The sequence below is a fragment of the Halobacillus alkaliphilus genome, assembly GCF_900113125.1.
Classification (GTDB): Bacteria; Bacillota; Bacilli; order Bacillales; family Halobacillaceae; genus Halobacillus; species Halobacillus alkaliphilus.
In genome coordinates, this window is record NZ_FOOG01000002.1 from 137,630 (window position 1) to 161,089 (window position 23,460).

The 23,460-nt window shown below is 41.0% G+C and carries 24 protein-coding genes; 3 read left to right on the forward strand and 21 right to left on the reverse strand.

The annotated features are described in order from the left end of the window. Positions 1-341 precede the first annotated feature (341 nt). Both BMZ06_RS02265 and BMZ06_RS20330 read right to left on the reverse strand, forming a co-directional pair. On the reverse strand, positions 342-1,739 hold the full coding sequence (locus tag BMZ06_RS02265) for a TcaA NTF2-like domain-containing protein (RefSeq protein WP_175477769.1): 1,398 nt from the start codon (positions 1,737-1,739) through the stop codon (positions 342-344). Between the two features lie 50 nt (positions 1,740-1,789). Then, complete coding sequence (locus BMZ06_RS20330) at positions 1,790-2,239, reverse strand: hypothetical protein (RefSeq protein ID WP_139205790.1); 450 nt, start codon at positions 2,237-2,239, stop codon at positions 1,790-1,792. 936 nt (positions 2,240-3,175) lie between these two features. On the opposite strand from BMZ06_RS20330, the gene BMZ06_RS02275 reads away from it, so the two are divergent. Further along, positions 3,176-3,790, forward strand: a complete 615-nt coding sequence (locus tag BMZ06_RS02275) for a hypothetical protein (RefSeq protein ID WP_089749744.1) — start codon at positions 3,176-3,178, stop codon at positions 3,788-3,790. A gap of 92 nt (positions 3,791-3,882) precedes the next feature. On the opposite strand, the gene BMZ06_RS02280 is transcribed toward BMZ06_RS02275, so the two are convergent. The 5 genes from BMZ06_RS02280 to BMZ06_RS02300 all read right to left on the reverse strand — a co-directional run bounded on the left by BMZ06_RS02280 (position 3,883) and on the right by BMZ06_RS02300 (position 8,175). After that, on the reverse strand, positions 3,883-4,482 hold the full coding sequence (locus BMZ06_RS02280; protein WP_245755933.1) for a hypothetical protein: 600 nt from the start codon (positions 4,480-4,482) through the stop codon (positions 3,883-3,885). Positions 4,483-4,658: 176 nt separating this feature from the next. Then, positions 4,659-5,939, reverse strand: a complete 1,281-nt coding sequence (locus BMZ06_RS02285; RefSeq protein ID WP_089749748.1) for a TRAP transporter large permease — start codon at positions 5,937-5,939, stop codon at positions 4,659-4,661. Continuing rightward, the gene (locus tag BMZ06_RS02290; RefSeq protein ID WP_089749749.1) at positions 5,936-6,430 is read right to left on the reverse strand and encodes a TRAP transporter small permease; all 495 of its coding nucleotides are present in this window, start codon (positions 6,428-6,430) and stop codon (positions 5,936-5,938) included. The genes BMZ06_RS02285 and BMZ06_RS02290 overlap by 4 nt, the downstream gene beginning before the upstream one ends. 57 nt (positions 6,431-6,487) lie before the next feature. After that, positions 6,488-7,510, reverse strand: a complete 1,023-nt coding sequence (locus BMZ06_RS02295) for a DctP family TRAP transporter solute-binding subunit (RefSeq protein ID WP_089749752.1) — start codon at positions 7,508-7,510, stop codon at positions 6,488-6,490. Positions 7,511-7,521: 11 nt separating this feature from the next. Then, positions 7,522-8,175, reverse strand: coding sequence for a GntR family transcriptional regulator (locus BMZ06_RS02300; protein ID WP_089749755.1), 654 nt, complete (start codon positions 8,173-8,175; stop codon positions 7,522-7,524). Between the two features lie 262 nt (positions 8,176-8,437). Between BMZ06_RS02300 and BMZ06_RS02305 the strand changes: the two genes are divergently transcribed. Next, the gene (locus BMZ06_RS02305; RefSeq protein WP_014644633.1) at positions 8,438-8,704 is read left to right on the forward strand and encodes a hypothetical protein; all 267 of its coding nucleotides are present in this window, start codon (positions 8,438-8,440) and stop codon (positions 8,702-8,704) included. A gap of 138 nt (positions 8,705-8,842) precedes the next feature. On the opposite strand, the gene BMZ06_RS02310 is transcribed toward BMZ06_RS02305, so the two are convergent. The 3 genes from BMZ06_RS02310 to BMZ06_RS02320 form a co-directional block, all read right to left on the reverse strand. After that, positions 8,843-9,271, reverse strand: coding sequence for an RDD family protein (locus BMZ06_RS02310; protein WP_089749758.1), 429 nt, complete (start codon positions 9,269-9,271; stop codon positions 8,843-8,845). Between the two features lie 69 nt (positions 9,272-9,340). After that, the gene (locus BMZ06_RS02315; protein ID WP_089749760.1) at positions 9,341-9,787 is read right to left on the reverse strand and encodes an RDD family protein; all 447 of its coding nucleotides are present in this window, start codon (positions 9,785-9,787) and stop codon (positions 9,341-9,343) included. 191 nt (positions 9,788-9,978) lie between these two features. Next, complete coding sequence (locus BMZ06_RS02320) at positions 9,979-13,149, reverse strand: S-layer homology domain-containing protein (protein ID WP_175477770.1); 3,171 nt, start codon at positions 13,147-13,149, stop codon at positions 9,979-9,981. Between the two features lie 356 nt (positions 13,150-13,505). Between BMZ06_RS02320 and BMZ06_RS02325 the strand changes: the two genes are divergently transcribed. Next, positions 13,506-13,766 (forward strand): helix-turn-helix domain-containing protein, encoded by a 261-nt coding sequence (locus tag BMZ06_RS02325; RefSeq protein ID WP_089749764.1) that lies wholly within the window; start codon positions 13,506-13,508, stop codon positions 13,764-13,766. A gap of 371 nt (positions 13,767-14,137) precedes the next feature. Here BMZ06_RS02325 and BMZ06_RS21250 read toward each other — a convergent pair whose 3' ends face one another. From BMZ06_RS21250 to BMZ06_RS02375, 11 genes are all read right to left on the reverse strand, one after another. Then, positions 14,138-14,275: an IS1096 element passenger TnpR family protein gene (locus BMZ06_RS21250; RefSeq protein ID WP_425431749.1), complete on the reverse strand. Its 138-nt coding sequence runs from the start codon at positions 14,273-14,275 to the stop codon at positions 14,138-14,140. Next, positions 14,224-14,415: an IS1096 element passenger TnpR family protein gene (locus tag BMZ06_RS21015; RefSeq protein WP_281244433.1), complete on the reverse strand. Its 192-nt coding sequence runs from the start codon at positions 14,413-14,415 to the stop codon at positions 14,224-14,226. The genes BMZ06_RS21250 and BMZ06_RS21015 overlap by 52 nt, the downstream gene beginning before the upstream one ends. A 58-nt stretch (positions 14,416-14,473) precedes the next feature. After that, complete coding sequence (locus BMZ06_RS02340; protein ID WP_089749770.1) at positions 14,474-15,334, reverse strand: hypothetical protein; 861 nt, start codon at positions 15,332-15,334, stop codon at positions 14,474-14,476. Between the two features lie 363 nt (positions 15,335-15,697). Next, the gene (locus tag BMZ06_RS02345) at positions 15,698-15,952 is read right to left on the reverse strand and encodes a type II toxin-antitoxin system RelE family toxin (protein ID WP_089749772.1); all 255 of its coding nucleotides are present in this window, start codon (positions 15,950-15,952) and stop codon (positions 15,698-15,700) included. Next, a complete protein-coding gene (locus BMZ06_RS02350) occupies positions 15,945-16,271 on the reverse strand; it encodes a hypothetical protein (RefSeq protein ID WP_089749774.1) in 327 nt (108 codons plus the stop codon). The genes BMZ06_RS02345 and BMZ06_RS02350 overlap by 8 nt, the downstream gene beginning before the upstream one ends. A gap of 165 nt (positions 16,272-16,436) precedes the next feature. Then, on the reverse strand, positions 16,437-17,186 hold the full coding sequence (locus BMZ06_RS02355) for a DUF6904 family protein (RefSeq protein WP_089749775.1): 750 nt from the start codon (positions 17,184-17,186) through the stop codon (positions 16,437-16,439). A 119-nt stretch (positions 17,187-17,305) separates the two neighbouring features. Continuing rightward, a complete protein-coding gene (locus BMZ06_RS02360) occupies positions 17,306-18,613 on the reverse strand; it encodes a hypothetical protein (RefSeq protein ID WP_089749777.1) in 1,308 nt (435 codons plus the stop codon). A gap of 222 nt (positions 18,614-18,835) precedes the next feature. Beyond that, entirely contained in the window at positions 18,836-19,825 is a 990-nt protein-coding gene (locus BMZ06_RS02365; RefSeq protein WP_089749779.1) for an LPXTG cell wall anchor domain-containing protein, read from the reverse strand. 453 nt (positions 19,826-20,278) lie between these two features. Next, positions 20,279-20,455 carry a hypothetical protein gene (locus BMZ06_RS20565; RefSeq protein ID WP_175477772.1) on the reverse strand — a complete coding sequence of 59 codons (177 nt, stop codon included), beginning with the start codon at positions 20,453-20,455 and terminating at the stop codon, positions 20,279-20,281. 112 nt (positions 20,456-20,567) lie between these two features. Continuing rightward, the gene (locus BMZ06_RS02370) at positions 20,568-21,047 is read right to left on the reverse strand and encodes a hypothetical protein (RefSeq protein WP_089749781.1); all 480 of its coding nucleotides are present in this window, start codon (positions 21,045-21,047) and stop codon (positions 20,568-20,570) included. A gap of 174 nt (positions 21,048-21,221) precedes the next feature. Next, positions 21,222-23,225, reverse strand: coding sequence for an acyltransferase family protein (locus tag BMZ06_RS02375; RefSeq protein WP_089749783.1), 2,004 nt, complete (start codon positions 23,223-23,225; stop codon positions 21,222-21,224). Between the last annotated feature and the right edge of the window lie 235 nt (positions 23,226-23,460).

Genomic DNA, 23,460 nt, shown 5'->3' on the forward strand with positions numbered 1-23,460 from the left:
AGTTATAATGGCTACTATCCAATACCAGAGCAATACACTGACCTTTTCTTCAATATAAACTCGGTGTCCTCCAAATCCTCCCGCGAAAAACCATATTAAAAAGGCGATTCCAAAAGATTTATATTACGACATATTCTGCACCCTATTCCTTAATTATACAATAACACTTCATAGGTATTTTGTAATGATAATTATGAAAAAATAATAAAATTTTCCATCTCTAAGAATTAGAAGATGTGGAAATAGGTAACTTTTGCTCTACAGGATATAATAACCAGGGTAATTCGGTTTCTCATTTAAATGAGTCCCTCCTGTACCCTGGGCATGAATTAGAAGATCACTTAATTAATATCCAGGTAAGAGTCTACTTTCAGCTCACCATTATCACTCTCCAGCAAATACGTTGCTTCCAGTGTCGGCGTTTTGTAATCGCCGTCAGAATAATTAATTTCGTAAGTCTCGTTCATGGTAACTTCGAATTGACCCTCTTCCACTTCGTCAAAATCCACGAGTACTCCATCAAGCAGTACTTCGCTGTCGACTCTTCCTGATTCGATGAATTCCCGGGACTCTGCTTTACCAGATCCCTCATCCGTAAAAAGAGGTTCCACTATTGAAAAATCCTGTGAATTTAAAGCATCCACGCTCTGCGTCAGGAACTGCAGCATGAAGTCTTCCACTTCCCCTCGTGCAAAGCCTTCATTTTCGAGATTGTCTGACTGCACTCCGGCATAAACTTCCTCAGTAGGTTCCTCAAAATAAAATGATAAAGAGTTCCATGGATTGGACTGAGCAGCCAGCTTTTCGGTCGCATGGACCTTTCCTTCTTTATCCTTCCATTCTGCGTGAACGGTCACTTCTTTATCCAAAGGGAACGGACCTAACTCTGTGTAGTCAGATAGAGGCTGTCCTGTACTTTTTCCATTGATGAATAGAATGGCATCTTCTTTATTCGTATCTATGGTGTACGAATCACTTGGAAAATCAATCATTAATTCCGTTTCATTCGCTTCGTCCGGATAGACGTTTAAAGTATCACTGTACTCAAACTTCCCGAATTCCGATTCAGCACTTCCCTTCACTGCATACTCTCCAGGATAGGCCAGTGTGAGGTCGGTTAATTCAGAGGCTTCCTTGATTTCCTTCGTTTCATCTCCAATGGAGACTTTTGTATTGTTCATGTTTGAAGACGCTACCACTTTAGTAGGAATGGCTTCAATTTCATAGGTGGAATACAAACCGAATACGAGAGGGTTCTTTTTCACAGCGAAGATTTTACCGCCACCATGATCATAAACGGAGAAATCGAACATATGCCCCTCTTCACTTTCAAAGCCGTCTGTCAGTTGGTCTCGCATGCTTTCCCAGCCGGAGGAATCAATATAGGACAAATACTCCTCTTTTTGAACAATCGCATTGTCCTTTAAATCCACTTGTTCAAAAAAAGCGTCCGGATTTTGCTCCGTCATTGCCCGGTCTATGGCCTGCACTGTTTTTAAAGGATCGGTTAGGGAAGAAATAATAAAATGAGCACTCGTTAAAGTGACTAAGATCGCAATAATGGAGATAATTCCGGCTTTTCCTTTCTTCGACATCGGTTTCTTAGGAGGCCGAGGCTGATCAGTGTGAGATGGGGTTACTTCGTCAGCTTGTTGTTCCTTTCCTTGCTTAGCTCCACAAGAAGTACAAAACGTTTGGTTATCCTCGAGACTCTCTCCACACCTTGTACAATAATTCAATAATACCTCTCCTTTGATTCTATTACTCTATTTAATAAGAGCAGTTGGCTTTAAAAGAAGGATAGAAAAGAATCAATCTGATCCACCATATCCGATATGAACCAATTCCAAAATAAATACGACACAACCATAATCAGTAAACTGGTTCCTGTACTCCAATAAAACACATTCCGATCCTCTTTAAACACAAGCCCGTGATGATAAATGAATAGAGCCGGTATTACTGTGAGTACAAAGGTTGTCGATACTCCTAAGGTGAGGATCGTCATAACGACTGCGCCACTAAGCCCGAACACAATCGCCAGCACGTTTAATGCTGCAAAAGGTGTGATTAAGCCTCCGTATTGGGCGATTAACCGTTTGACATTCAATTGCAGATTCATAAATTTAGCCATAACAAATATAGAAGCTAAACAAATGACAATTCCAATGAATGAGACTAGAAATAATCTTGAGCTCACACTAAAGAAAGGAAGCGATGATGGTTCACCAAAACCCATCCCCATTAGTTTAAACAATGAATTAGCTAAGAAATACAGACTCAGAGAAAAGGCCGCCATATAAATAATGAGCGTGATAAGACCTTGCGCAAATGCTGTTTCCCCTGCACGGAAGGCTAAGGAAGGCTGCTTAATAAAGCGAAGGGCACCTTAACCGTAATCCCCTGATATCTTTTTTACTCTTTCGACTGATTCCGAATTCGAGGCCCCCGAATTGCTTCCAACGGTCGAAGTCGAAGTCGAAGCCGCAGCCGCTTGCTCTGATGTACCAGGAGAATCCGCTTCATGCATGGGACTGCCACAGACCGCACAGAATTTCCCGGATACTTGTTCATGATGACATTGTGGACATTTCATCAAACCACCCTTTATTTTGAATTTTTCTTACGTTTACGCTCTGTTTATGTATGAAAGAACTGAATAAAAAAATAAGGCTGTACGTATAATGGAAGAGCGCATATTCCATAGGAATCTCCTTTCCTAAAATGAAACGTCCTCCTATCACATAACACCTTCCTGATTAGGATGACTAGCCCTATTATAGCAAAATTTTCAACTTAACTAGTCATATTTACATAATTTTTTCAGTTTTATAATTAAGATATAATGGTCTTTTTATATGCTAAAAGGACTTTTATTCCTTCATATCCTTTTATAAACATATAATAAACCCGCATTACTATCCTCTTGTCTACCGGTACAGTAGCTCGAGAAACTCCTCTTAACTTTTATTCAAAACGTACATTGAAAAATCTTGAAAGCGGAAACTGCGGACGCTCTTTATTTCCCAGACAATAATAGTCCCTTGTCCCTAACATTCGACATCAATATGCAATAAATGTTTACTTTTCTTTCATATAGGATATATCACTATCATCCATAACAAACCGAGAGGCCTTCCGGACAATCGAAGGTCACACGAAAGGAAGAGGAGCTATGAGTACACCACAAAAGATCGTTGATCGTCTGGTTCACTTTACCGTTGAGGCTTATAACGACCGCTATGACTCCCCAAAGATTCAGAAACTGCGTCACGATTACGAATGTGCACTCGGCCAAGCGATTCAGATGTATAAAGAAGCAAGTGAAAATATCCGTCCAGAAGTTGTCCGTTACAATGAACTGATCTTGAAAATTAAAATGATTTTCCAACAAAAGAATTCGGAGACGGTAGAGGAGATTCTTGATCTCGATAAGAAACTGCGGGCGAGAAACGAAGCCTGCCCGGATGCGCCGGTCCAGAATCACCCCTCTGAAATCGTCGATCGTTTACTATACTTAACCGCTGAAGCTTACAATGATGAAGCTTCTTCTACGGCGCTTGAGAAACTGCGCCACGATTATGAATGCGCGATAGAAGATGCCGTAAATGTTTATAAGAAGTCTTACTATAAAATGCGCCAGGACTCGATTCGATATAATGAATTCCGGGAAAAAGTGAAGAAATTCTTCGGTCAGACGGAATGCGAAGATGTCGAGCGGATTCTCACGTGGGATGAGGACCTTTCTGAAGGCATGAGCATCCGCAGAAGCCACGGCTATATTAAGTAAAAACACTCCAGCGCATGGAGTGTTTTTCTTTGTTTAAGGCTCTATTAAAGCTTTAAGAACTCCCTGGTTGGCAAAAAAACAAGGGGGGGGCTTTACCTTAATTCCTGATAAAGATCTTCCACGTTAATATAATTAATACTACTGACTTTTTCTTCTTCATTCGTTTGGGCATGACCCCGAACTTCCACCGTTTCACTTTCACCACTTTGGTTATTTGTATAGGAAACTTCCATTGCGAATTTGTAATAGCCTTCCTTCTCTTCTATCGTTATACCTTCTGTTTTTAACTTATAGTCTGGATGCGCTGCTTCAAGGAAATACGATGCATCTGGAGTGTTTATGAAAGAAGCTTCATAGAAACCTTCACTTACATAAGGTTTATAATGCTCTTTAAAGTATTCGGGAAAATGACTAAGGTGTTTTTTTAATTCTTCGCTTTTAAAGCCGTTATCACTCATACCTTCATACGCTTTTGTTAACTTTTCATTCGGTCCATTAAACACCGTTTCCAGAGCAGCTCGTATGTTTTGCTTGCTTTCACTTTCATCGGTGTTTTCCTGGGCTTCTTCGGTTGAGGCCTCGGAAGCACTTGATCCGGAACCAGAGCTGGAGTTAGAGTTGAAACAGCCTGTAACTAAAAACAGGAAAGAAAACAATAGAACAAGTTTAAAATACTTCTTATTACGTTTCATATTCAAGATAAAAACCTCACCATCATAATATTGTTCTTACTCTCTGTTTACGAGAACCCCCCTAAAAAGTTTCATATTATCCTATTTTTGTATAATATTATATTTCTACCAATGAAAAAGAGCCTAAAAGAAAAGGCCTTGCAGACATTAACTCCGCAAGACCTCTCCCTTTCCTATTAATACATTTTCGTCAGCCACATCGATAAAGCGGGCACATACGTAATGATCAGTAATGCCAGAATCATGGCCGCTAGAAACGGAAGAACGCCGACGACAATTTTCTCGAACTTCACTTTACCGACCGTAGAGGCCACGAATAAGTTAACCCCAACCGGCGGCGTAACAAACCCAATCGCCAGGTTCGCGACTAAAATGACGCCAAAATGGACAGGATCAACACCGAACTCCGTCACAATTGGCAGCAATACCGGAGTCAGAATAACAACGGCTGAGATCGTATCGATAAACATCCCGACAAACAGAAGCAGCAGGTTAATGACAATCAGGATGAAAATCGGATTGGTTGTCAGTCCCGTCAGGTAAGCGGATATTTGATCCGGAATCTGGACAAGCGTCATAAAATGCGCAAAGGAAACAGACAGGGCGATAATAATCATCGTCGTTGAATTGATGACGATCGTCTGCATAAACGAATCATAGATCGTCTTCCACGAGAGCTCTTTGTAGATAAACCCTCCGATAATCAGCGCATACACCACAGATACAACGGCTGCTTCTGTCGGCGAGAACACCCCGCCATAAATCCCGCCTAAGATGATAACCGGAATAAACAGCGCCCACTTCGCATCGTTGAACGCGCGCAGCACTTCTTTTCCAGAGGCCTTGGACGTATCATCGGGGCGATAGTTATTTTTAGCGGAAATGATAAACGCTGTGACCATTAATAACGCACCGATCAGAAGTCCTGGAAGAATGCCTGCAATAAACATGTCTCCAACCGAGACGTTCGCGGTTACGCCGTAAATAACAAACGGAATACTCGGCGGGATAATAACCCCGATTGAACCCGCTGTCGCCGGTACACTGGCGGCAAATCCCGGCTTATAGTTTTTCGCAATCATCGCTGGAATCATGAAGCCGCCAATCGCAGCAACGGTGGCTGGACCGGATCCGGAGATCGCCGCGAAAAACATACAGGCGACAATCGTCACCATCGACAGTCCGCCAGTCATCCAGCCGACCATTGAGGTCGCTAGAGTAAGAAGACGTTTCGAGACGCCGCCTTTCCCCATCAAGATGCCGGCAAGCATGAAGAAGGGGATGGCTAATAGAGGGAATGAATCCAGTGAAGTAAATGCTTTTTGCACAACAATGTCAAGCGGGAGCGTCGTACCGAAGTAAATCGCGGTTAAAGCCGAGACCCCGAGAGAGATGGCAATCGGCACCCCAATCAATAGACAGACGAACAGCGTTCCAAATAAGAGGAGAATACTCATGTGGCGATCCCCTCGCTTTTCGGCTTATCATAATTTCCTTTCCATATCTGGATCAGCTGAATCGCTAAGCGGATGGTCATACCAATCGACCCGATCGGTACGGCAGCCATCGGAATCCACATCGGAATCTGCATCGCCGGTGATTGCTGACCGTAGCTTAACGTATCGAGGACGAGATTGGTTCCATATACCGCTAAAAATAGGACCAGCAGAAACCAAAGAATCACGCTCGCTGACTCCAGTATTTTTCTTACGACTCCGTGAAACAAGGTTATAAAAGCATCGACACGGATGTGCTCTCTCATTTTCACGGCGTAGCTTGCGCCGACCCACACCTGGAAGATGTGCAGGTAACGGGCGATTTCCTCCGTCCAGCTGGGAGCGGACTGGAAAATATAGCGTCCCACCACCTGACTGAAAATAAGGACGACCATCAGGGCCAGTGTGGCCACCAGTATTCCTTTTTCTATATTGGCAAAAATCTTCGACATGACTGTCCCACCCTGTTATGTAGTAAAGGAAGGCCGCGGCCTTCCTTTAAGTTATCGTTATTCAACAGCTTTCTGCACTTTTTCCATCAGGTCTTTACCGATATCATCTTCAAATTCGTCATAAACTGACTGAACTTCTTCTTTGAAGGATTTGATAAGTTCCTCGGAAGGCTCATTCACTTCCATACCTTCTGCTTTCAACTCTTCCAAGAACTCACTATCCTGCTTCTGGGCCAGTTCCCGCTGTTCTGTCCGGTATTCTTCAGACGCTTCCACAACTAACTCCTGCAGGTCTTTCGGAAGCCCCTCGTAAAAGTCATTATTCATCAATAGAGCGGTCGGCGCATACACATGGCCGGTTAGCGTCAAGTAGTCCTGCACTTCATAGAACTTATTCGTATAGAACAGGGAAACCGGTGCTTCCATTGCGTCATAGGTTCCCTGCTGCAGGGCTGTATAGAGCTCCCCGAACGCGAAAGGAGAAGCATTCATCCCGAGCGCGTTAAAGGTTGCCGTATGAACCGCACTTTCTAACGTACGCATTTTCAGGCCTTGAATATCCTCAAGCGACTCAACTGGACCCTTGTTATTCGACAGATGACGGAAGCCATTTTCCGCAAAAACAAGTCCCTTGATGTTTTGTTCCGATAAATCATCCAGCAGTCCCTGACCGATTTCTCCGTCCAGTACTTTGTACGCCTGCTCGTAGTTTTCAAACAGGAACGGCAGGTCAAACACCATGAAATCTTCATTAAATGAAGAAATCGACGCAACCGCTGGGATCGTCATTTGAATATTGCCCTGCTGCACCGCTTCAATCGCTTCCCGGTCAGAAGGATACAGCTCCCCGTTCGGGTGAAGTTCGACCTTAAGCTGCCCGTCCGACTCTTCCTCAAGCTTCTCTTTAAACGATTCTGCTGCAATATGAGACGACTGATCCTCGGACACTAAGTGAGCGATACTGATCGTATATGTTTCCCCGCTCCCGTCCTCAGAGCCTCCTCCATCACCTGAACTTGGACGTCCACACGCAGATAATGTGATCAGAGCTGCAAATAATATAAGAAAAATTTTCTTCATATGTACTCCTCCTAAGACTGATATTGAGTGATGCGCGTACTGACTTTTTTCATATGTAGTTCGATCGTTGCTGAGGCTCGCTCGACATCTTTTGCCTCCACCGCTTCCAGAATGGCTTCGTGTTCCTGACAGGCAGCTTCTGCACTTTGAGACAGCGTGTTCGATAAGATAATAAAGGCGCGGTAATCCCCGGAATTCATTTGCAGGATCAAATCCTTTAACTTCTTATTTTCATTGTCATTTGTCAGCAGTAAGTGAAAATCACGATCCAGCTCGACAAACGCTTCATAATCCTCTTCTGTAATCGCTTTCTTCTGATTCCGTACATTTTCCCGCAGTTGTTCAATGGCAGCTTGAGATCGAATAGGGGTAATCGTTCGGAGGTTGTGCGTTTCAAGCAGCGTGCGGACTTCCATCAGATGCAGGGCTCCCTCCATCGTAAAGGTAGCCACCCTGGCCGGCTTCCCTTTCTTGAGGACGACCAGTCCATCCGCAGCGAGGCGGCGCAGTGCCTCACGCAGCGGCGTTCGACTGACACCGATCTGCTTGGAAATCTTTTCTTCGGGTAATTCTTCGTTGGCACTGAATTCTCCAGAAACAATCGACTGACGCAGCAAATCATACGTCTGGTCAGATATGGACATCATCTTATTGACCCTTCTCATGAATCACTCCACCTATGTTTTTCTGTATACAGTATACTGGAAATTGTATAAGAGTTTCATAACTTTGTAAACTGAATTTTAAAAAAATTACAAAAAATGAACAAATAAAAGCAGCTTTTCCAACGAAATTCCTGCCACTATAAGAAAGTGCTGGAATATTCATTTAGAACCTACAATTTGTCCAAATTTGATGTTATAATTTTCTGACTATTTGGATAGGATAATTATACAAGAATCTATTAATAAAAAGGAGCTGCTTCCTATGCAGATTGAAGCGAAATGTAAACGGAGTATCTTCAGCCAAAAGCCTATCCGCCTGAACGAAGCAAAAAATGAAGAAGCCTTGCAGAAACTATTGGACGCGCCTCACCACTGTTACTTTACAGAAGGTAAATACTACACCTTCACCGTCCACCCTCAGGTGTGGGAAAGCACAAATAATTTCTCAGAGAATCAAATGTTCAATGTCGTCCGTGATTTTGACCGCGTCGCCGATCACTTTGAATTACAAACACTGTCTAAATTGTAATCGAGCGATGAATCATCGCTCGGTTTTTTGTTTACTAGATTCAGATTGTCTGTAAAAAATCCCCGAGTGTATCATAAAATATGACCCTGCTTTCACTCACAGGGTCATATTTTATTTCCTTATTGGAGCCGATCATCCTCAGGCGTCCGGCAAAGCCGCCGCTTCCCCGGGTTCAGCGTTCGTTACATACGTACCGGCAATAAGATCGTGGATCGCCCGGTGATCCTTGCGAAAAGCAACAAAAAAAGCACTGACAATATAGAGAACACCGAACGTCAGTCCATAGATCAAACCTGATAGGACTACGCGCAACAGCATCGTCCCAATGCCTACATCTTTTCCATTTGTTTTCACAATACGGATCCCCATGATTTTCTTTCCGACGACGTAGCCATACCAGAAGACAGGCACGATGAGCATATACAGCCCCTCGATCAGATTAGATATCACGCTGTTCAGTTCTGTCTGAAACAGTCCGGACACGATCAGACAAATAGGCAGAAATACAATCAGACCATCCAGCAGGACAGCGCCCAATCTTCTTAATAACCCGACCGATTGATCCATAACCTTCCCCTTTCTATCAATCCGAATAAAAAAATAAAGCTGCCCAAGGAGCGGCAGCTTTGTATACGATTAACCTTGCTTAAGATCATCTTTGTACTGTAACCCTACCGCTTCTCCTGGGTCGGCTTCCGTCACATACGTACCAGCTATAAAATCATGAATCGCACGGTTATCTTCGCGCAACCCGACCATAAAGGCACTGACAATATAACCAATGCCTAGCGTAAGCGCATAAACCAAAGCAGATACCCACACACGCATAAGCATCGTGCCAATACCTACATTACTTCCATCCTTTTTCACAACGCGGATGCCTATGATCCTTTTTCCTACCACATAGCCATACCAGAGAACAGGCACAATAATCATATATAGCGATTGTAGAAAATTAGGTATGCCACTATCCGTATCCGCGTTGAATAGAAAAACGGAAATAAGACCGATCGGTAAGAAGACAATCAGTCCATCCAATAATGAGGCTCCAAATCTTTTAGAAAACCCAACTGTTTGATCCATAGTTTTCCCCTCTCTATCTTTCTGCCTTACATTTTACTTCGGATAATATTCCTATGCAAAACATAGGAATAAACGACCTACTATTTTAATTGAATAATTTTCTATTACACTTAAAAAACATCTTCCATGTATAAGAACTATTACCCACGGAAGATGTTTTAAATCTCATTTTACAACATTAATCTAAACGTTTATCCTTCAGTTGGTCTGAAACTCTCTTCCAATACTCTCGCTACAAAAGAGGCAAATTCTGCTCTAGTAATCTCCTGCTCCGGTCTAAACGTTCCGTCCGGATAGCCAACGGTTATATTGTTGGCGGCCAGGGTTTGAATATAGGAATCTGCCCAGTGCCCTTTAGTATCTGTAAAAATAGAAGTTTGACCTTGTAATTGATAAGCTTTTGAAACAATAATGGCCATTTCTGCCCGACTTAAATTTTCATTCGGTTGAAAGGTACCATCATTGTATCCTGAGAGGATTTTCGCCTTTGCGGCTGCTCCAATGTATCCGCTCGCCCAATGATCTTCAGCTACATCTGGAAAGTCAGATACAACCTTTTCAAGCCCTAGTTCTCTAGAGATGACTGTCGCAGCTTCGGCCCGCGTTATATTTACATTCGGCTTGAAGGTTCCGTCATCATACCCTACCAACAAGTTATCTTCTACTAAATAATTAATCTCTTCTTCAGCCCAATGCCCTTCGATATCCTTGAAACTAACATCATTCGAAGGTTTCTCAATAGTTACATCTGACGAATTAATTTCTTCCACGTTCCCTGCGATGTCCAAACTGCGATAGTCCACAGTGTTAGTTCCTTCTTCAGTTACTAGAATAGCAGTGTTATATTCCTGCCATTCTCCCTGATTGATTCGATATTCTGTCTTCTTAACCCCGGAAAGAGCGTCGGAGGAACTCAGGGTTACCTCTACGGCAGTGTCTTGGTTTTCAGAACTCATAGAAGTGACGGGAGAAGTTGTATCTATTTTGATCATTTTACTTTGAATGTCTTCTTCATTGCCAGCCTTATCAAAGCTGCGGTACTCGAGCTTATGTGTACCTTCTTCCTTAAGTTCCACGGGTGTACTATAAGATGTCCATTCTCCGTCATTTATTCTATATTCAGTTTTGCTAACCCCTGTTAGTGAGTCTGTCGCACTCAGGGCTAACTCTACACTTGAGTCCTGCCATTGATCGCTTACATCATTAATTGAAGTTTCTGGAGCAATTAAATCAAGCTTAACGGTTAAGCTCTTCGTATCTTCTTCATTTCCAGCTCCATCTACACTTCGATACTCGACCACATTTTCGCCTTCTTGGCTCAACGTAACAGTCCCGTTATATGATGTCCATTCACTACCGTTAAGTTTATATTCAATAGAAGCTGGACCTGATAATTCTTCCTCGGCTGTTAATGTCAATTCCACTTCCTCATTCAGCCATTCGGCAGGAATTTCAGAAGCTGTAGTGACCGGGGCGGTTTTGTCAATTTTGACTACAACACTTTGGATGTCCTCTTCATTACCTGCTTGATCGATACTTCTATATTCTATTGTAGTTGATCCTTCACGATCTACCGTAATAGGATCGCTATAGGCTGTCCATTTTCCTTCATTAATTCTGTATTCGATAGAAGCTACACCTGACAACTCGTCAGAGGATGATAATGTTAGCTCAATATCCTGCTTGGACCAGTCTGTTAGTACATTCCCAGTAGAAGTGACTGGCGCTGTTTTGTCTACTTTAACGACTTTGCTTTGAGTTGCTTCTACGTTCCCAGCATGATCGATACTGCGAAATTCTACTTTATTGTTTCCATCTTCTTCAACTAGAATAGAAGTATTGTAGTTGACCCATTCTCCTTCATTTACTCTATATTCCGTTCTTTCGACTCCTGACAAAGCATCTGAAGAATTTAACGTTAATTCTACATCTGAAGTATGCCATTCGTCACTCACAGAACTGAGCGAAGTTTCTGGTGATTCAAGATCAAGATTAACATCGACACTCTTAATCTCTTCCTGGTTCCCTGCTTGATCTGTACTTCGATATTCTATCGCATTTTTACCTTCTTTGGCGATAAGAATAGGGGTATTATACGCTTTCCAATCGCCTTCGTTAATTCTGTATTCGATAGATTTCATACCTGACGATTCATCCTTAGCTGTTAAGGATAGTTCCACTTCTTCATTTCCCCAGTTTGAAGGAACTTCAGAAGTTGTCGTCACTGGCGATGTTTTGTCTATTTTAATGGTTTCGGTTTGAATTTCTTCTACATTACCCACGTTATCCACGCTTCGGTAATCAAGCTGAACTTCGCCTTCTTCACTAATTTCAAAAGCATCTGTATATTCGATCCAGGTTCCTTCATTAATCCGATATTCTACCTTTTTAATACCGGATTCTTCATCTGTTGCGCTTAAAGCAGCGGTAACATTTGAAGGATACCATTCATTGTTCATTGGCGTGGAAGATGTGAGCTCGATACTTGTTACTGGTGCAATTTTGTCTGTTTCTTCTACGACTACATCATATTCACTAAGATCTATATTCTCGTAACCTTCACCTTTGGAGGTGCTATTATCCGAATGATAGTAATAATAGTAGTTGCCCTGTTTATCTCTCAAGCTTATTTCATCTATCCCCCAATTTCCTGAACTATCATATTTCTCAATCACAAAACTTCCCTCGTATTTACCTGTTGCAGAATTTAACCTTAAGTTGATATATTTACTTGCAGTGCCTAGGGGAGATTTATACCTAATTCTTATGTCATCTACACCTGATAAGTCGTCTGTCACATCCGCTTCGACTTTTACAGTATCACCTTCAGTCACGTTTCTTGGCGTGATGATTAGTTCATTTAGTGTAGGTGCCGAATTATCTTCTTCTGTCCCTGATACCTTTACATCATACTGACTGAGATCTATATTCTCGTAGCCTTCACCTTTGGAAGTTCTATCATCCGAATGATAGTAATAATAGTAGTTGCCCTGTTTATCTCTCAAGCTTATTTCATCTATCCCCCAATTTCCTGAACTATCATATTTCTCAATCACAAAACTTCCCTCGTATTTACCTGTTGCAGAATTTAACCTTAAGTTGATATATTTACTTGCAGTGCCTAGGGGAGATTTATACCTAATTCTTACGTCGTCTACACCTGATACTTCATCAATTACATCAGCTGTAATTTTCACTTCATCCCCTACTGTAGCCTCCTGTTTCGAAACATTTAAATTACTTAATGTTGGAGGAGCGACATCAGAAGCTGCAAAATTTACCCCTGGTGCTCCTGAAGAAATAATAAGTGCTAGAATTACTATTCGAAATACTCTCTGCAATCGTGCTTTTTCAAAGATCATTAACATATTCTCCTTTTTTCTTCTGTGCCCTCTTTTATGTATTCACATAACCTCTATTATAGTATAAAAGTATCATTAATTGTTAATTAATTTGAAATAAACCTGACTAAAGTTACTGCATCTTAAAAATGAAATAGAGATTCTAAGATTAATTTTTTTCTCTATCCTTCCTTCTTTAGGGTAGAATTAATATGTGAAAAGGCCCTCCCTGATTTCTACCATTTATTTAAAAAATTATCCCCATTCCAACTTCATGTAAGAAATAAATAGAAAAAACACCTCTGTTTTTACTTAATATGTAAAAATATCACTCTCAGTTTGTGGTAAGTTTCCCCATTGCATACGAAAATTTTAGTATGAGAAAAGAACCTATTGAAGAAGCCATTGCCATTTTTGGTACCCAAGTACGTAATAAACGAATACACCTGGACATGACCCAGGAAGAACTCGCCTACGAAGTCGAGCTGTCACCAAATTATATCGGTTACATTGAACGAGCAGAGAGGCATCCCGGCATCTACCAGATCATTGCGATCTCTTTTGCACTGGGCGTCAGTCCATCTTACTTATTCAATGACGTAAACGTACCGGAAGAGTTCAAAAGATCTCCGGAATAAGTATCTGGAAAGGAGTATAGAAGACATTCTGAACAATAAGGATTTAGGAATAACAAGGCAGCACTGCAATATCCACGATTTGCTGTGCTGCCTTACTACTAAAATGGAAGGAAGAAATTATACGATGGATTATATTTTAACGCGTACCGAATTTGAGAATGATGGGCACAGGAGTATACATATCCTCGATATCAGAAAGGCTCAATATCTCATCTACTACCCGGAAGAAATATCGCATTTGGATCACAAGCTGAGAGCATTTCTATTTACCAGATTGAAAGGGATAAATGAAGGACTGTATGATCATTGATTTTCATCTGTTTGATCCAGTCCATATAAACTCAGTGATTTCCTCATTTGTATGACTTCAGTTATCCTTCTATATTCTCTTCCACCTTTATCTTCACTCGCCACTCCTCACCATAGTCGTAAACATAAAGGATCGTATCGCCTTGTTTTACACTGTTTCCCAAAGTAAGACTTGATCGGCGGAGTGTGCCGATGTCCACTCTTCCGGACTGCTGATGGAAGGTTCGGTCCAGGCTTTGCCGGTCATGAAGAAGCTGTACAAATGAACATCCCGCCACTCATAGGCTTGTTGAATGGCACCATGAAGATCTTCCATGGTGGCGTCAGTAGAACATTGAATTCTTACCGTCGCATCCCCATGCGTTAGTCAAAATGTATACATACCTTGAAATGGCTCTTCACCTTCTCGGAAACATTGGGTACAGCTCATTCGTTCCAAACAAACCTTTAAAACGATCAGTAAAACGCTCGTCCTCATCGCCCTGGGAGAAGTGCAATCCATACTCTGCTGCGACCATCTCCTCCACAAACATCAAACTATTCCCGCCTTCCGGATAACGTCCGGGGGTGACCAGCCACTCGCCTTCGTGCCTTCTTGCTGGTACATTCCAAATCGATACCGGACGTGTGAGCAATAGCGTCTGCAGGAGCTTCCAGCCAACTTTCGTGGTCTGAATCGATGCTGGGTGGATATTCTGTTTGACCGATTCCATCTTTTCCGAAAGCGTGTAATTCCATAGACCAAAGTAGGAAAGTACAGGCACCATATGCCCCATCTGATAGATAGAAACAGCAAACTTTCCAAATGTCACTTCGATCTCCTGTTCCGGAGGTTGAGAGAGCACCCCACCGCAGGCTTCAATGACAGATCCATAGATGGCTTTCTCGTGCTCTGTGAACACTGCCCAGTCCGTGTCTATCCATAACGTTTCCAGCAAAAATAGATACTTCTGCAGATTGGAGAAACGGTAAAATTCGGCCGCACGGTCCAGTAAGATCAGACGGTTGCCTTTACGTGTCATTAATTTTCCATTTAGAGCCAGATAATAAAACAAATGAACTCTTGTATAGTAGATTTGATCGTTCTTCTCCGTAACCCCCGTATTCTGCACTTCAAACCTCTGGTTCAGCTGATAGCAATGCTTGCGCTGCATATACCCTTTTGTTTTAGTGACGGTTACTTTTTCCTCGTCGATATAGTTTAAAAACACCTGAAAATCCCGGACGATTTCCAGGGGTAATTCGGACGGATCAATCATGTCTAGATCCTCCTTCTATAAAATCGATTGCTTGTCTTTCTATTCCCAACATCCGTAAGCACTTACACCTATTCACTAAAATACAATTGATCCTGCTAACTAACATTAAGATGTCATTCATCGTCTATGGTGACGCTCTTTCATCCATCTGATGATTTTAAATAGTCTACCGGGGGATCAGGCCCCGAAATCAATGAAAAAACACCTAGTTTCGACAGGTATGATTTGCTTCCTGAGAACCAAGTGTTTATGCTCTATTACTATATAATTGGAACTTTAAAAAGTTAATCCTGCTTAGGGTCAGACCCTCCTAATTATGTAAAGCGTCCTGAGGCCTCTAAACTTTTTTTACAAAGTAAAAAGTCATTTATAAACTTGACCTCTTGAACCTATATCCAATACGTGGATAATTATGTTCTCGTTGTCAAGCTCATAAATGACTCTAAACTTACCGACTCTAAGTCTCATGTCACCTGTGGAGAGCTTTTTGGTATCTAAGATGTTATTGTGTGGGTCTTCTGCTAAGTCGAGCAATGCTTTCTTTATCCTTTTCTTAGTTGGAACATCTTGTTTTCTAACGAACTTTTCAGCACCTTTACTTAGTAAAATCTCATACATCACCAAATACCTCATCAAATGTGACATATTCGCCCTTTTTAAACTCTTGTTTTGCTTTGGTGATTTTATTAATGTCTTCTTTAGTTAGTTTATCAAATTCTTCTTCTTCTTCACGAATTGTAACCAACTTAACTTCACTTCCTCCTATATCTACAACAATATTGTCTCTTTTAGATGATTTAACTTCTGCAATCTGTTGTGATATGTGTGGATCTTCGTTAGCTTTCTTTAAAAAACTTACAATTACCTCAAGCTTTTCTTCACTGTCAATTTCTTCGATTAGTTGGTGAGCTTCTTGTTTACGATCTTCTTTTAACACGACTACACCTCCTAGATTATACTTAACTTTATTATACAATATATACATATTAAAAGCTAAACCCTAATAATACTGTATATCACCGAGAAGACTTCACTGCTTATAAGGGCCTCCTACGATTGATCACACAGTCAGTCGCCAATCGATTTAAAGTCAATTGTGTCTCTACCAATCAATCTCCTCCGGGAAATGAACCTTCAGCCGAATATCCTGAGGAGAGCATTGGTAGTTCTCCGCAGCTTCCCGTACTTCTCTCTTTACTTCCTCATACTCTTTACCTGCTTCTGTTAAACGCTTCGCCACAATGGTCAGATTCCTTACTCGTTCATCTGCATCCATATTGATAAACTTGCTGTTTAACACGGTCAGGTATTGAGTGGTATAATTCATGGTCCAATAATCGTGCTTGTTCATCATGTTCATCATACGTGTATAAGAAGAAGGAGAAACCACCGCCGCAATGGCTTTGGCAATTTGCGATTGAAACATCCGCACAAGAGCGATATCCTCACTCCAAATATTCTTCGCATGCTCTAAAGAATTGCTTGTATGCCGGGCGTTTTTGCCAGCATATTCCTTAATGAAGTCGTTGAGTGCCATCGTTACAAATAGAAGTTCCGGCCATAGGACCTGAATCGTTAAATAGATATTTTCTTCACTGGCGATCATGGTTAAGTATCTCATTTTCTCCCGATCCAAACCGTTTTCCACTCGTTTAAACGAACGATCTCCCATCATGGCATGACGCAGATCATAGCAAACAGCCAGCACGTGAAGTCTTGCCCCATCATAGGGAGGATATTCTCCTTCTTCACCTACAATATTATGTAACGCTTCGTAAAGGGCTTCAAAGTCATGAAAGTCTCCTGAAACCTCCACGCCCGCATTTTGTTCCGTATTTTCAACTATAATCACACGATTACCTCCCTTACTCTAATACTCACTATAGTTTATAAGTAAACCCTTCTCCAATTCCAGAGAGTCATTATGTCCTATAATTTCCACGGTCCAGACTTCTTATATTACTATAAAACCTATTGAGTGGTTACAAATTTCCCTTCAAATAAATCCTCTCTAGTTAGACCATACCCCGCATCTTTAGGTTTACGGTAAGCAGCAATATACTGCTTGACGGAGTTATACTTTAAATTATCCGGTATTTCATTCTCATCTTGATGGATGTGATATTCTTCGAGAATACTAGTGAATACCTCCTGCATTTTACTACTATCCCGTTCTAGTGACTTCTCCAGAAATAGAAACAGCAATCTTTCTTCACTTAACATTCCTTTATACTTATTATGTAATATCATTTCTCTCATAATACGATCAGCACTTTTGAAAAAAGCTGAATCCCTTTGATTATGCTCATCATGATAGAAGAAATCGATCAGTTCATTAAAAGTATATTCTTCAACCTCTATCAATTTTTCTCTATCTAGACTTTGCACTTCTTCGTATGTAATCGCCACGGCCTGATAATAAAAGACAGTTAAGTATTCTAGAAACTTATATCTGTATATATTTTCATTAGAACCAAACAAATTTAGGTGAGTGACCACTCTTGTAAAATTATAGAATCTAAGTAGATCATGACAGTCATTCACCCTTCTATCGCCATCAAAGAGTCTCAATATTTCCAACGTCCATCTATCCTGGTGTTCACTGCTTCTGAATAGTTGAAAATACTCGTAGGATATATCAAACATACCGTTGGAATGTTTGCGGTATTTATAAGGGAAAGTAGAATATTTACGCTTCCATTTCTTTATATTCTTATTGGAATAATCATAAAGTAAAGAACTTGGGCCGAATATATCGGCAAACGCACTTTGAGATTCACTATTATATGTAATGAAATAATTGATTACATTGCTCGAAAGCTTTTTATTTGTTCTTGAACCGCCAGACATATCTGTTAAAACATCCGCTTCCTGATGATCGTAAGAGTCACTGGAGTAGTATAAATTCTGTAGCTCATCTTCGTAGATTTGTTTTCTTACAAGTTTATTCTCCGAGATAATATAAGCGAAGAAATAATACATCGCAAAACCAAGACTTATCATCAGCAAAAGAGAATTAATTAAGCGAAACTCCATGGTTTTTACTGCCATTAAGAATAAAGAACTTACATTAATCAAAGCGAAGCCAATAAGAATGTTGTATATTCTTATTCTGTTGAAAGCTCTATATCTCTTTACTAAAAACTTCCCATAGTCTACCCCGATGATTCTTTTTGTCTCAGCCAAGGACGTTAATCCAATAATGGTCATATTAATAGCTATAATGGCTATAATTAAATTATTATCAAATATTAAGCTTTGTGCATTAAAAAACTCCAACTAAAACCCGCCTTCCGGAATAGTACTCGATAATGTAACTATGTATAGAGATCAATATAATTATTTCGATTAATAGGTATTAACTCCTTCCTATTTTCTATTAAAATTATTATTTGTTATATTACGATCCCCATACTAAAAACAATATGCTTAGTTTCCGAATCATTACTTCCCCGCCCTTAATCATAAAAAAAGCAGGCGTTAAATCGCCTGCCTTCTTCATTATTGAGATTTTGTCTTACGAATACCCAGGCCTACTGCTCCCAGGAGCGCTACACCCAAACCAGCTAACATTCCAAGCGGAAGGGAAGAAGAAGTGTCTGGCAGCTCGCCGCCTTCTTTTTCTTCTGCGCTTTCTCCATCTTGATCTGCTGCTTCATCATTGGAAGCCTCTTCTTCTGTCACGTTTCCAGAGTCTTCCTCAGAAGCATTCTCTTCTTCGGATTCAGTAGCTTCTTCTTGCTCACTGTCATCGCCGGACTGATCTTCCTGCTCTTCACTTTCAGAGCCTTCATCAGCGGAATCTTCCTGACCGTCATTATTTTCTTCTTCAGCAGGCTCTTCCTCTGCATCATTGTCGGAATCATCATTCTCTTCTTCCGGTACTTCTGAGCCGTCAGCTACGAAGTTTCGCGTCTCTCCATCACTGAATAACGTCATAGCACCCATACCTCCATCAGAGAAAGCGACAGAAAGGATATCTAAGTCTTCGGTCTGCCACGTGTAAACGGAAGCTGTAGAGCTCATATCCTCAAATTGTGCTTTACTTGATGCACCTTTGGTACCTTCTGCGCCGATAATATCCACAACTTCTTCATAAGAATCACCAGCCTCTATCTCTTCAAATGCTGCTGCCAGGTCGGCATCAACGGTTTCAAAATCCATATCTCCAGCTTCAGAGAATACGACGGATTCCACGTTCTCACCGTCTATACCCGTACTCACGGTTAATAAATCCCCATCACCGTCTGTCCAGGAAGCAGACTGAATACCTTCTATTTCATCTTGCTGATCCGGTTCTCCTAATTCATCAACGACCGAATCAAATGCTGTATTCTCACTACTTAATTGGTCTGCATAATCCTGCGTAAGATCGAAGGATGTCTCAGCTTGTACCACACTCGTATTCATAACGTTAGGCGCTGCAAAAGTTCCGCCAAGTGCAAGTGACGCGGTTAGCGCGGTAGAAACGATTATTTTTTTACTGTTCATTCTTATCTCCTTCTAAAATGGATTTATCTAGATTTTGGTTTGGAAAACTATAGGACTATGATGCTGCGAGTTTATTAAAATACTCTGCATCACACTTCCTGAGCCTAAAGTCCATGTACTCGAAAGTTAGGAAGTTTCACCTCGTACAGAAGACAAAACCACGAGCAGCCTTATTCTGCTAGGTATCTTGATCGGAATGCTCTTTCCTATGTAAGCGTGAACAAAGACTCGTAATCTTCATGTTATAGGATAGTAACATTTATGTAAACCCGAATTATACAATAATTACTATTTATTAAGTATAATAAACCTAGTAAATAATACCTTACTCGACCATTAAATTTCCCTTATAAAAAATCTCCAAAATAAAAAAGCACCCCCTTAGGGATGCTTTAAGCTCCGGAACCTCATTCTAAAATGCCAATGGCCTATACACGAACAAGACTTGAAATCTCAATCTTCTAATCTATATCCTGCCTTCTCAAGGATGTGCTTGGCTTGATGATAATGATAATTCATCTCCGCTCTTGTTTTTGCTTCTTGCAGCTTCCTCACATGCATTTTGAATCTTTGTAAATCATCGTTAGGCTCTCTTTTTCCTGACGGTCGAAAAGGAATTAAATCCCCCACCTGATTCTCCTCCCATCCATACTTTTCCTTACAATATGAATGGCATAAGAAAACGTGTGGTCCTGGGCCTCAGAGTATCAGTGCTTTAACCTTCCTAGCGTGAAGATTTTCATTATATATCTTCTGGTCTCATGTCTATCTCAAAATCGTTAATTACTTTTGATTTAATCACTTTTTCATTTTCATCCAGCAGATTTACTTTTACAGCGCCATTATTTATTAAATTCTCATATAGATTTTTATCTCTTTCACCCTTAAGTCCTACTGTAACACTGTTAGGCATAGTGCTATGAGGAGGTACTTCTAGTAATTCTGTTCTATATTTTCTTTGAGGGTTGCTTATTATGGACATAAGTTTTTCACTCTCTATGACAAACTCCGCATAATAAGGTTGTGATGGATCCGAGGAATTATTTTCAATGTAAGCATCAAGTGACAAAGCAAGTCCATTGCCATCTTCTTCACCGCCCGGGGCTAACTGCACTTCACTTTCTTCAGTAATTTCCAAGGGATCACCTAAGGTGTAGTAAAGATAACTTCCTATACCTATAAGAACAACGATCGCCCAAAATGTAATTATTTTTGCCTTCAAACAAAAAACTCCTTTATAACAAGCACAATTTTCCTACATTTAACATTATCAAATAACGTTCTTACAAAAAACCCGTTCAGGTCATATTCCCGTAATAGGATCCATATGGATAATACCGCGCGCATCAAAAAAAGCACCCCCAAAGAGGTGCTCTTCCCATAGCAACCATCCCGGCTACTCATCATAAAAATGGTTCAACGCTTTCGTCACTTTCTCGCCCACATAAGGCGCCAGCGTTTTCGCGTACGTTCTCGTTAGATGGTGACCATCCTGATAAACGAGTACATTTCCGATAATCGGCTTACATACATCTTCATTACAGAATTTATCCGTCAAATCAGCATAGTACACATTGTCTAAATTAAGTTGATCGACTTCATCTGATAAATCTTCCAGGTTATTCTCCGTTTTACATTCTTCAGCGTTTCGACCATTCTTATCAATACACGTCGGAATATCAAACTCAGCTCTCGGGTTGTCTTTCAGGGCAAACACGTTGATGTCATGTTCATTCAGTTTTCTCCACTGATCCACATAGCCCTCTGGTATCCCTTCCCATTCCGTAGCGTCGGCAGGTGTATAAACTAAGTCGGGTTGTTTCTCGATTAATTTATCCATAACGGTTTCATTCCACTTGGCACACGTCTTTTGGTCGAGTTTCGTGGTTAATAAATAAGATTCGCTCGAGAACCTGCATGCACTCCGGGTGTAGTTCAGTATTTTTATATCGTTCTCATTTGCGTATATTTTCAATGGGGCTAACCAATGCGCACTATGAGAACCGCCAACCAGGGCGATTGTGTATTCTGGGTCCTCTACATCTCCATATTCGCACATGATCACTTCTGACTCTTCCATCCCCTGGTGGCACCCATCACCGTAACTTATCGGCACTTCGTCCTTCGCTTGTAAAACGGTGGGCATAAACGGTTCATCGGTACTAAATTCTTTCCCTGGTTCCATCGCCATGGCTCCAGGGTAATCCGTATTCGTTATTTCAACACTAGCAGAGGCCGCTTGTGTATCTTTCACGTAATACGTCCAGGATCCATTTAAAACCACGACAGGAATAGCGATTCCAAGTAAAATGAGTGCTAATTTTGGCTTAGACTGTATTTTTCTGTTTCTGATTGGTTTCTCTACTAGATTCGTAGTTGCATACGAAACGACTATGGCTAGTCCAATGATTAACAAACCGTGAACGACAGATACGGTCTGGTTCCCCGTGATATTGTAATATAAGACCAACATCGGCCAGTGCCATAGATAGAAACCGTACGAAATCCCCCCGAACTTCACGAGAGGTTTCGCACTTAGGAGATGGTGAACGCCATACTTTCCACCATTATTACCCGCGACTAATATGAAAATGGCGCACATTACTGGCCAAAGAGCCGCATAGCCGGGAAAAACAGTCCCTACCTGTAAGAGCAGTCCGCAGGTAATTAAACCAAGCAGTCCGATCCAGCCAGCCACCACACTTGTCCATTTATTAAAAGAAATATGGGCGATAAGCAAGGAAAGTATCCCGCCAGCGGCAAATTCCCATACTCTCGCAAACGTATCAAAATAGGCCCATGGTTGATTTACTCCCGTTATATACACGGAATAACCGATAGATACTATAAACATACCTATCAATGTATAGAAAAATAGATTTCTTATATTCTTATTTAATTTCCTTGCAATGGCTATTACGGTTAGCAGTACTAAAGTCCAGATGATATAAAACTGAAACTGGGTACTCATGGCCCAGAAGTGCTGCACGGGACTAGCCGCGTTATTCTGCGCCAAATAATTGACTGAATTACTGGCCAGCTGCCAATTCTCCACATAGATTAATGAAGCTGCGACTTCTTTAATAATCGTTACCCATTGCGTTTGAGGTAAGAAATAAAAACTCGTAATAATGACAAATGCGAGTACCGCGAAGGCTATGGGAAATAACCTCTTCCCTAGTTTAAGAAGAAATCCAATACCATCAACTTTACCCGTTCTTTCATACATATTTAAAAGCGACGTTGTTATTAAAAATCCGGATACAACGAAGAACACATCCACTCCACCTGAAACATTACCCAGCCAGATGTGGTAAACCGCGACTAATAGGGCAGCTATCGCGCGTAAACCTTCAATCTCCGGCCTGAACTTCCTATTCGTCTCTTTGGATAGATTCATCTAAAGCCTCCGTTTTAAGTGAAATACCGACACATATTTTACCATGAAACGGGGGATAGATGTTAGATAATACATTATTTAATAGGATCCTGAAGACTCTTTTTCTATATTAGCAGTTACTTACTTTTAATTTGAGAGAAAAAGTGTCCAATTCTATCAACCGGAAGCGATTGAATATAGTCTAGGAGTTACTGGAGGTTATCTTGCGCTTACTTACATCACGCATGAGCAAATA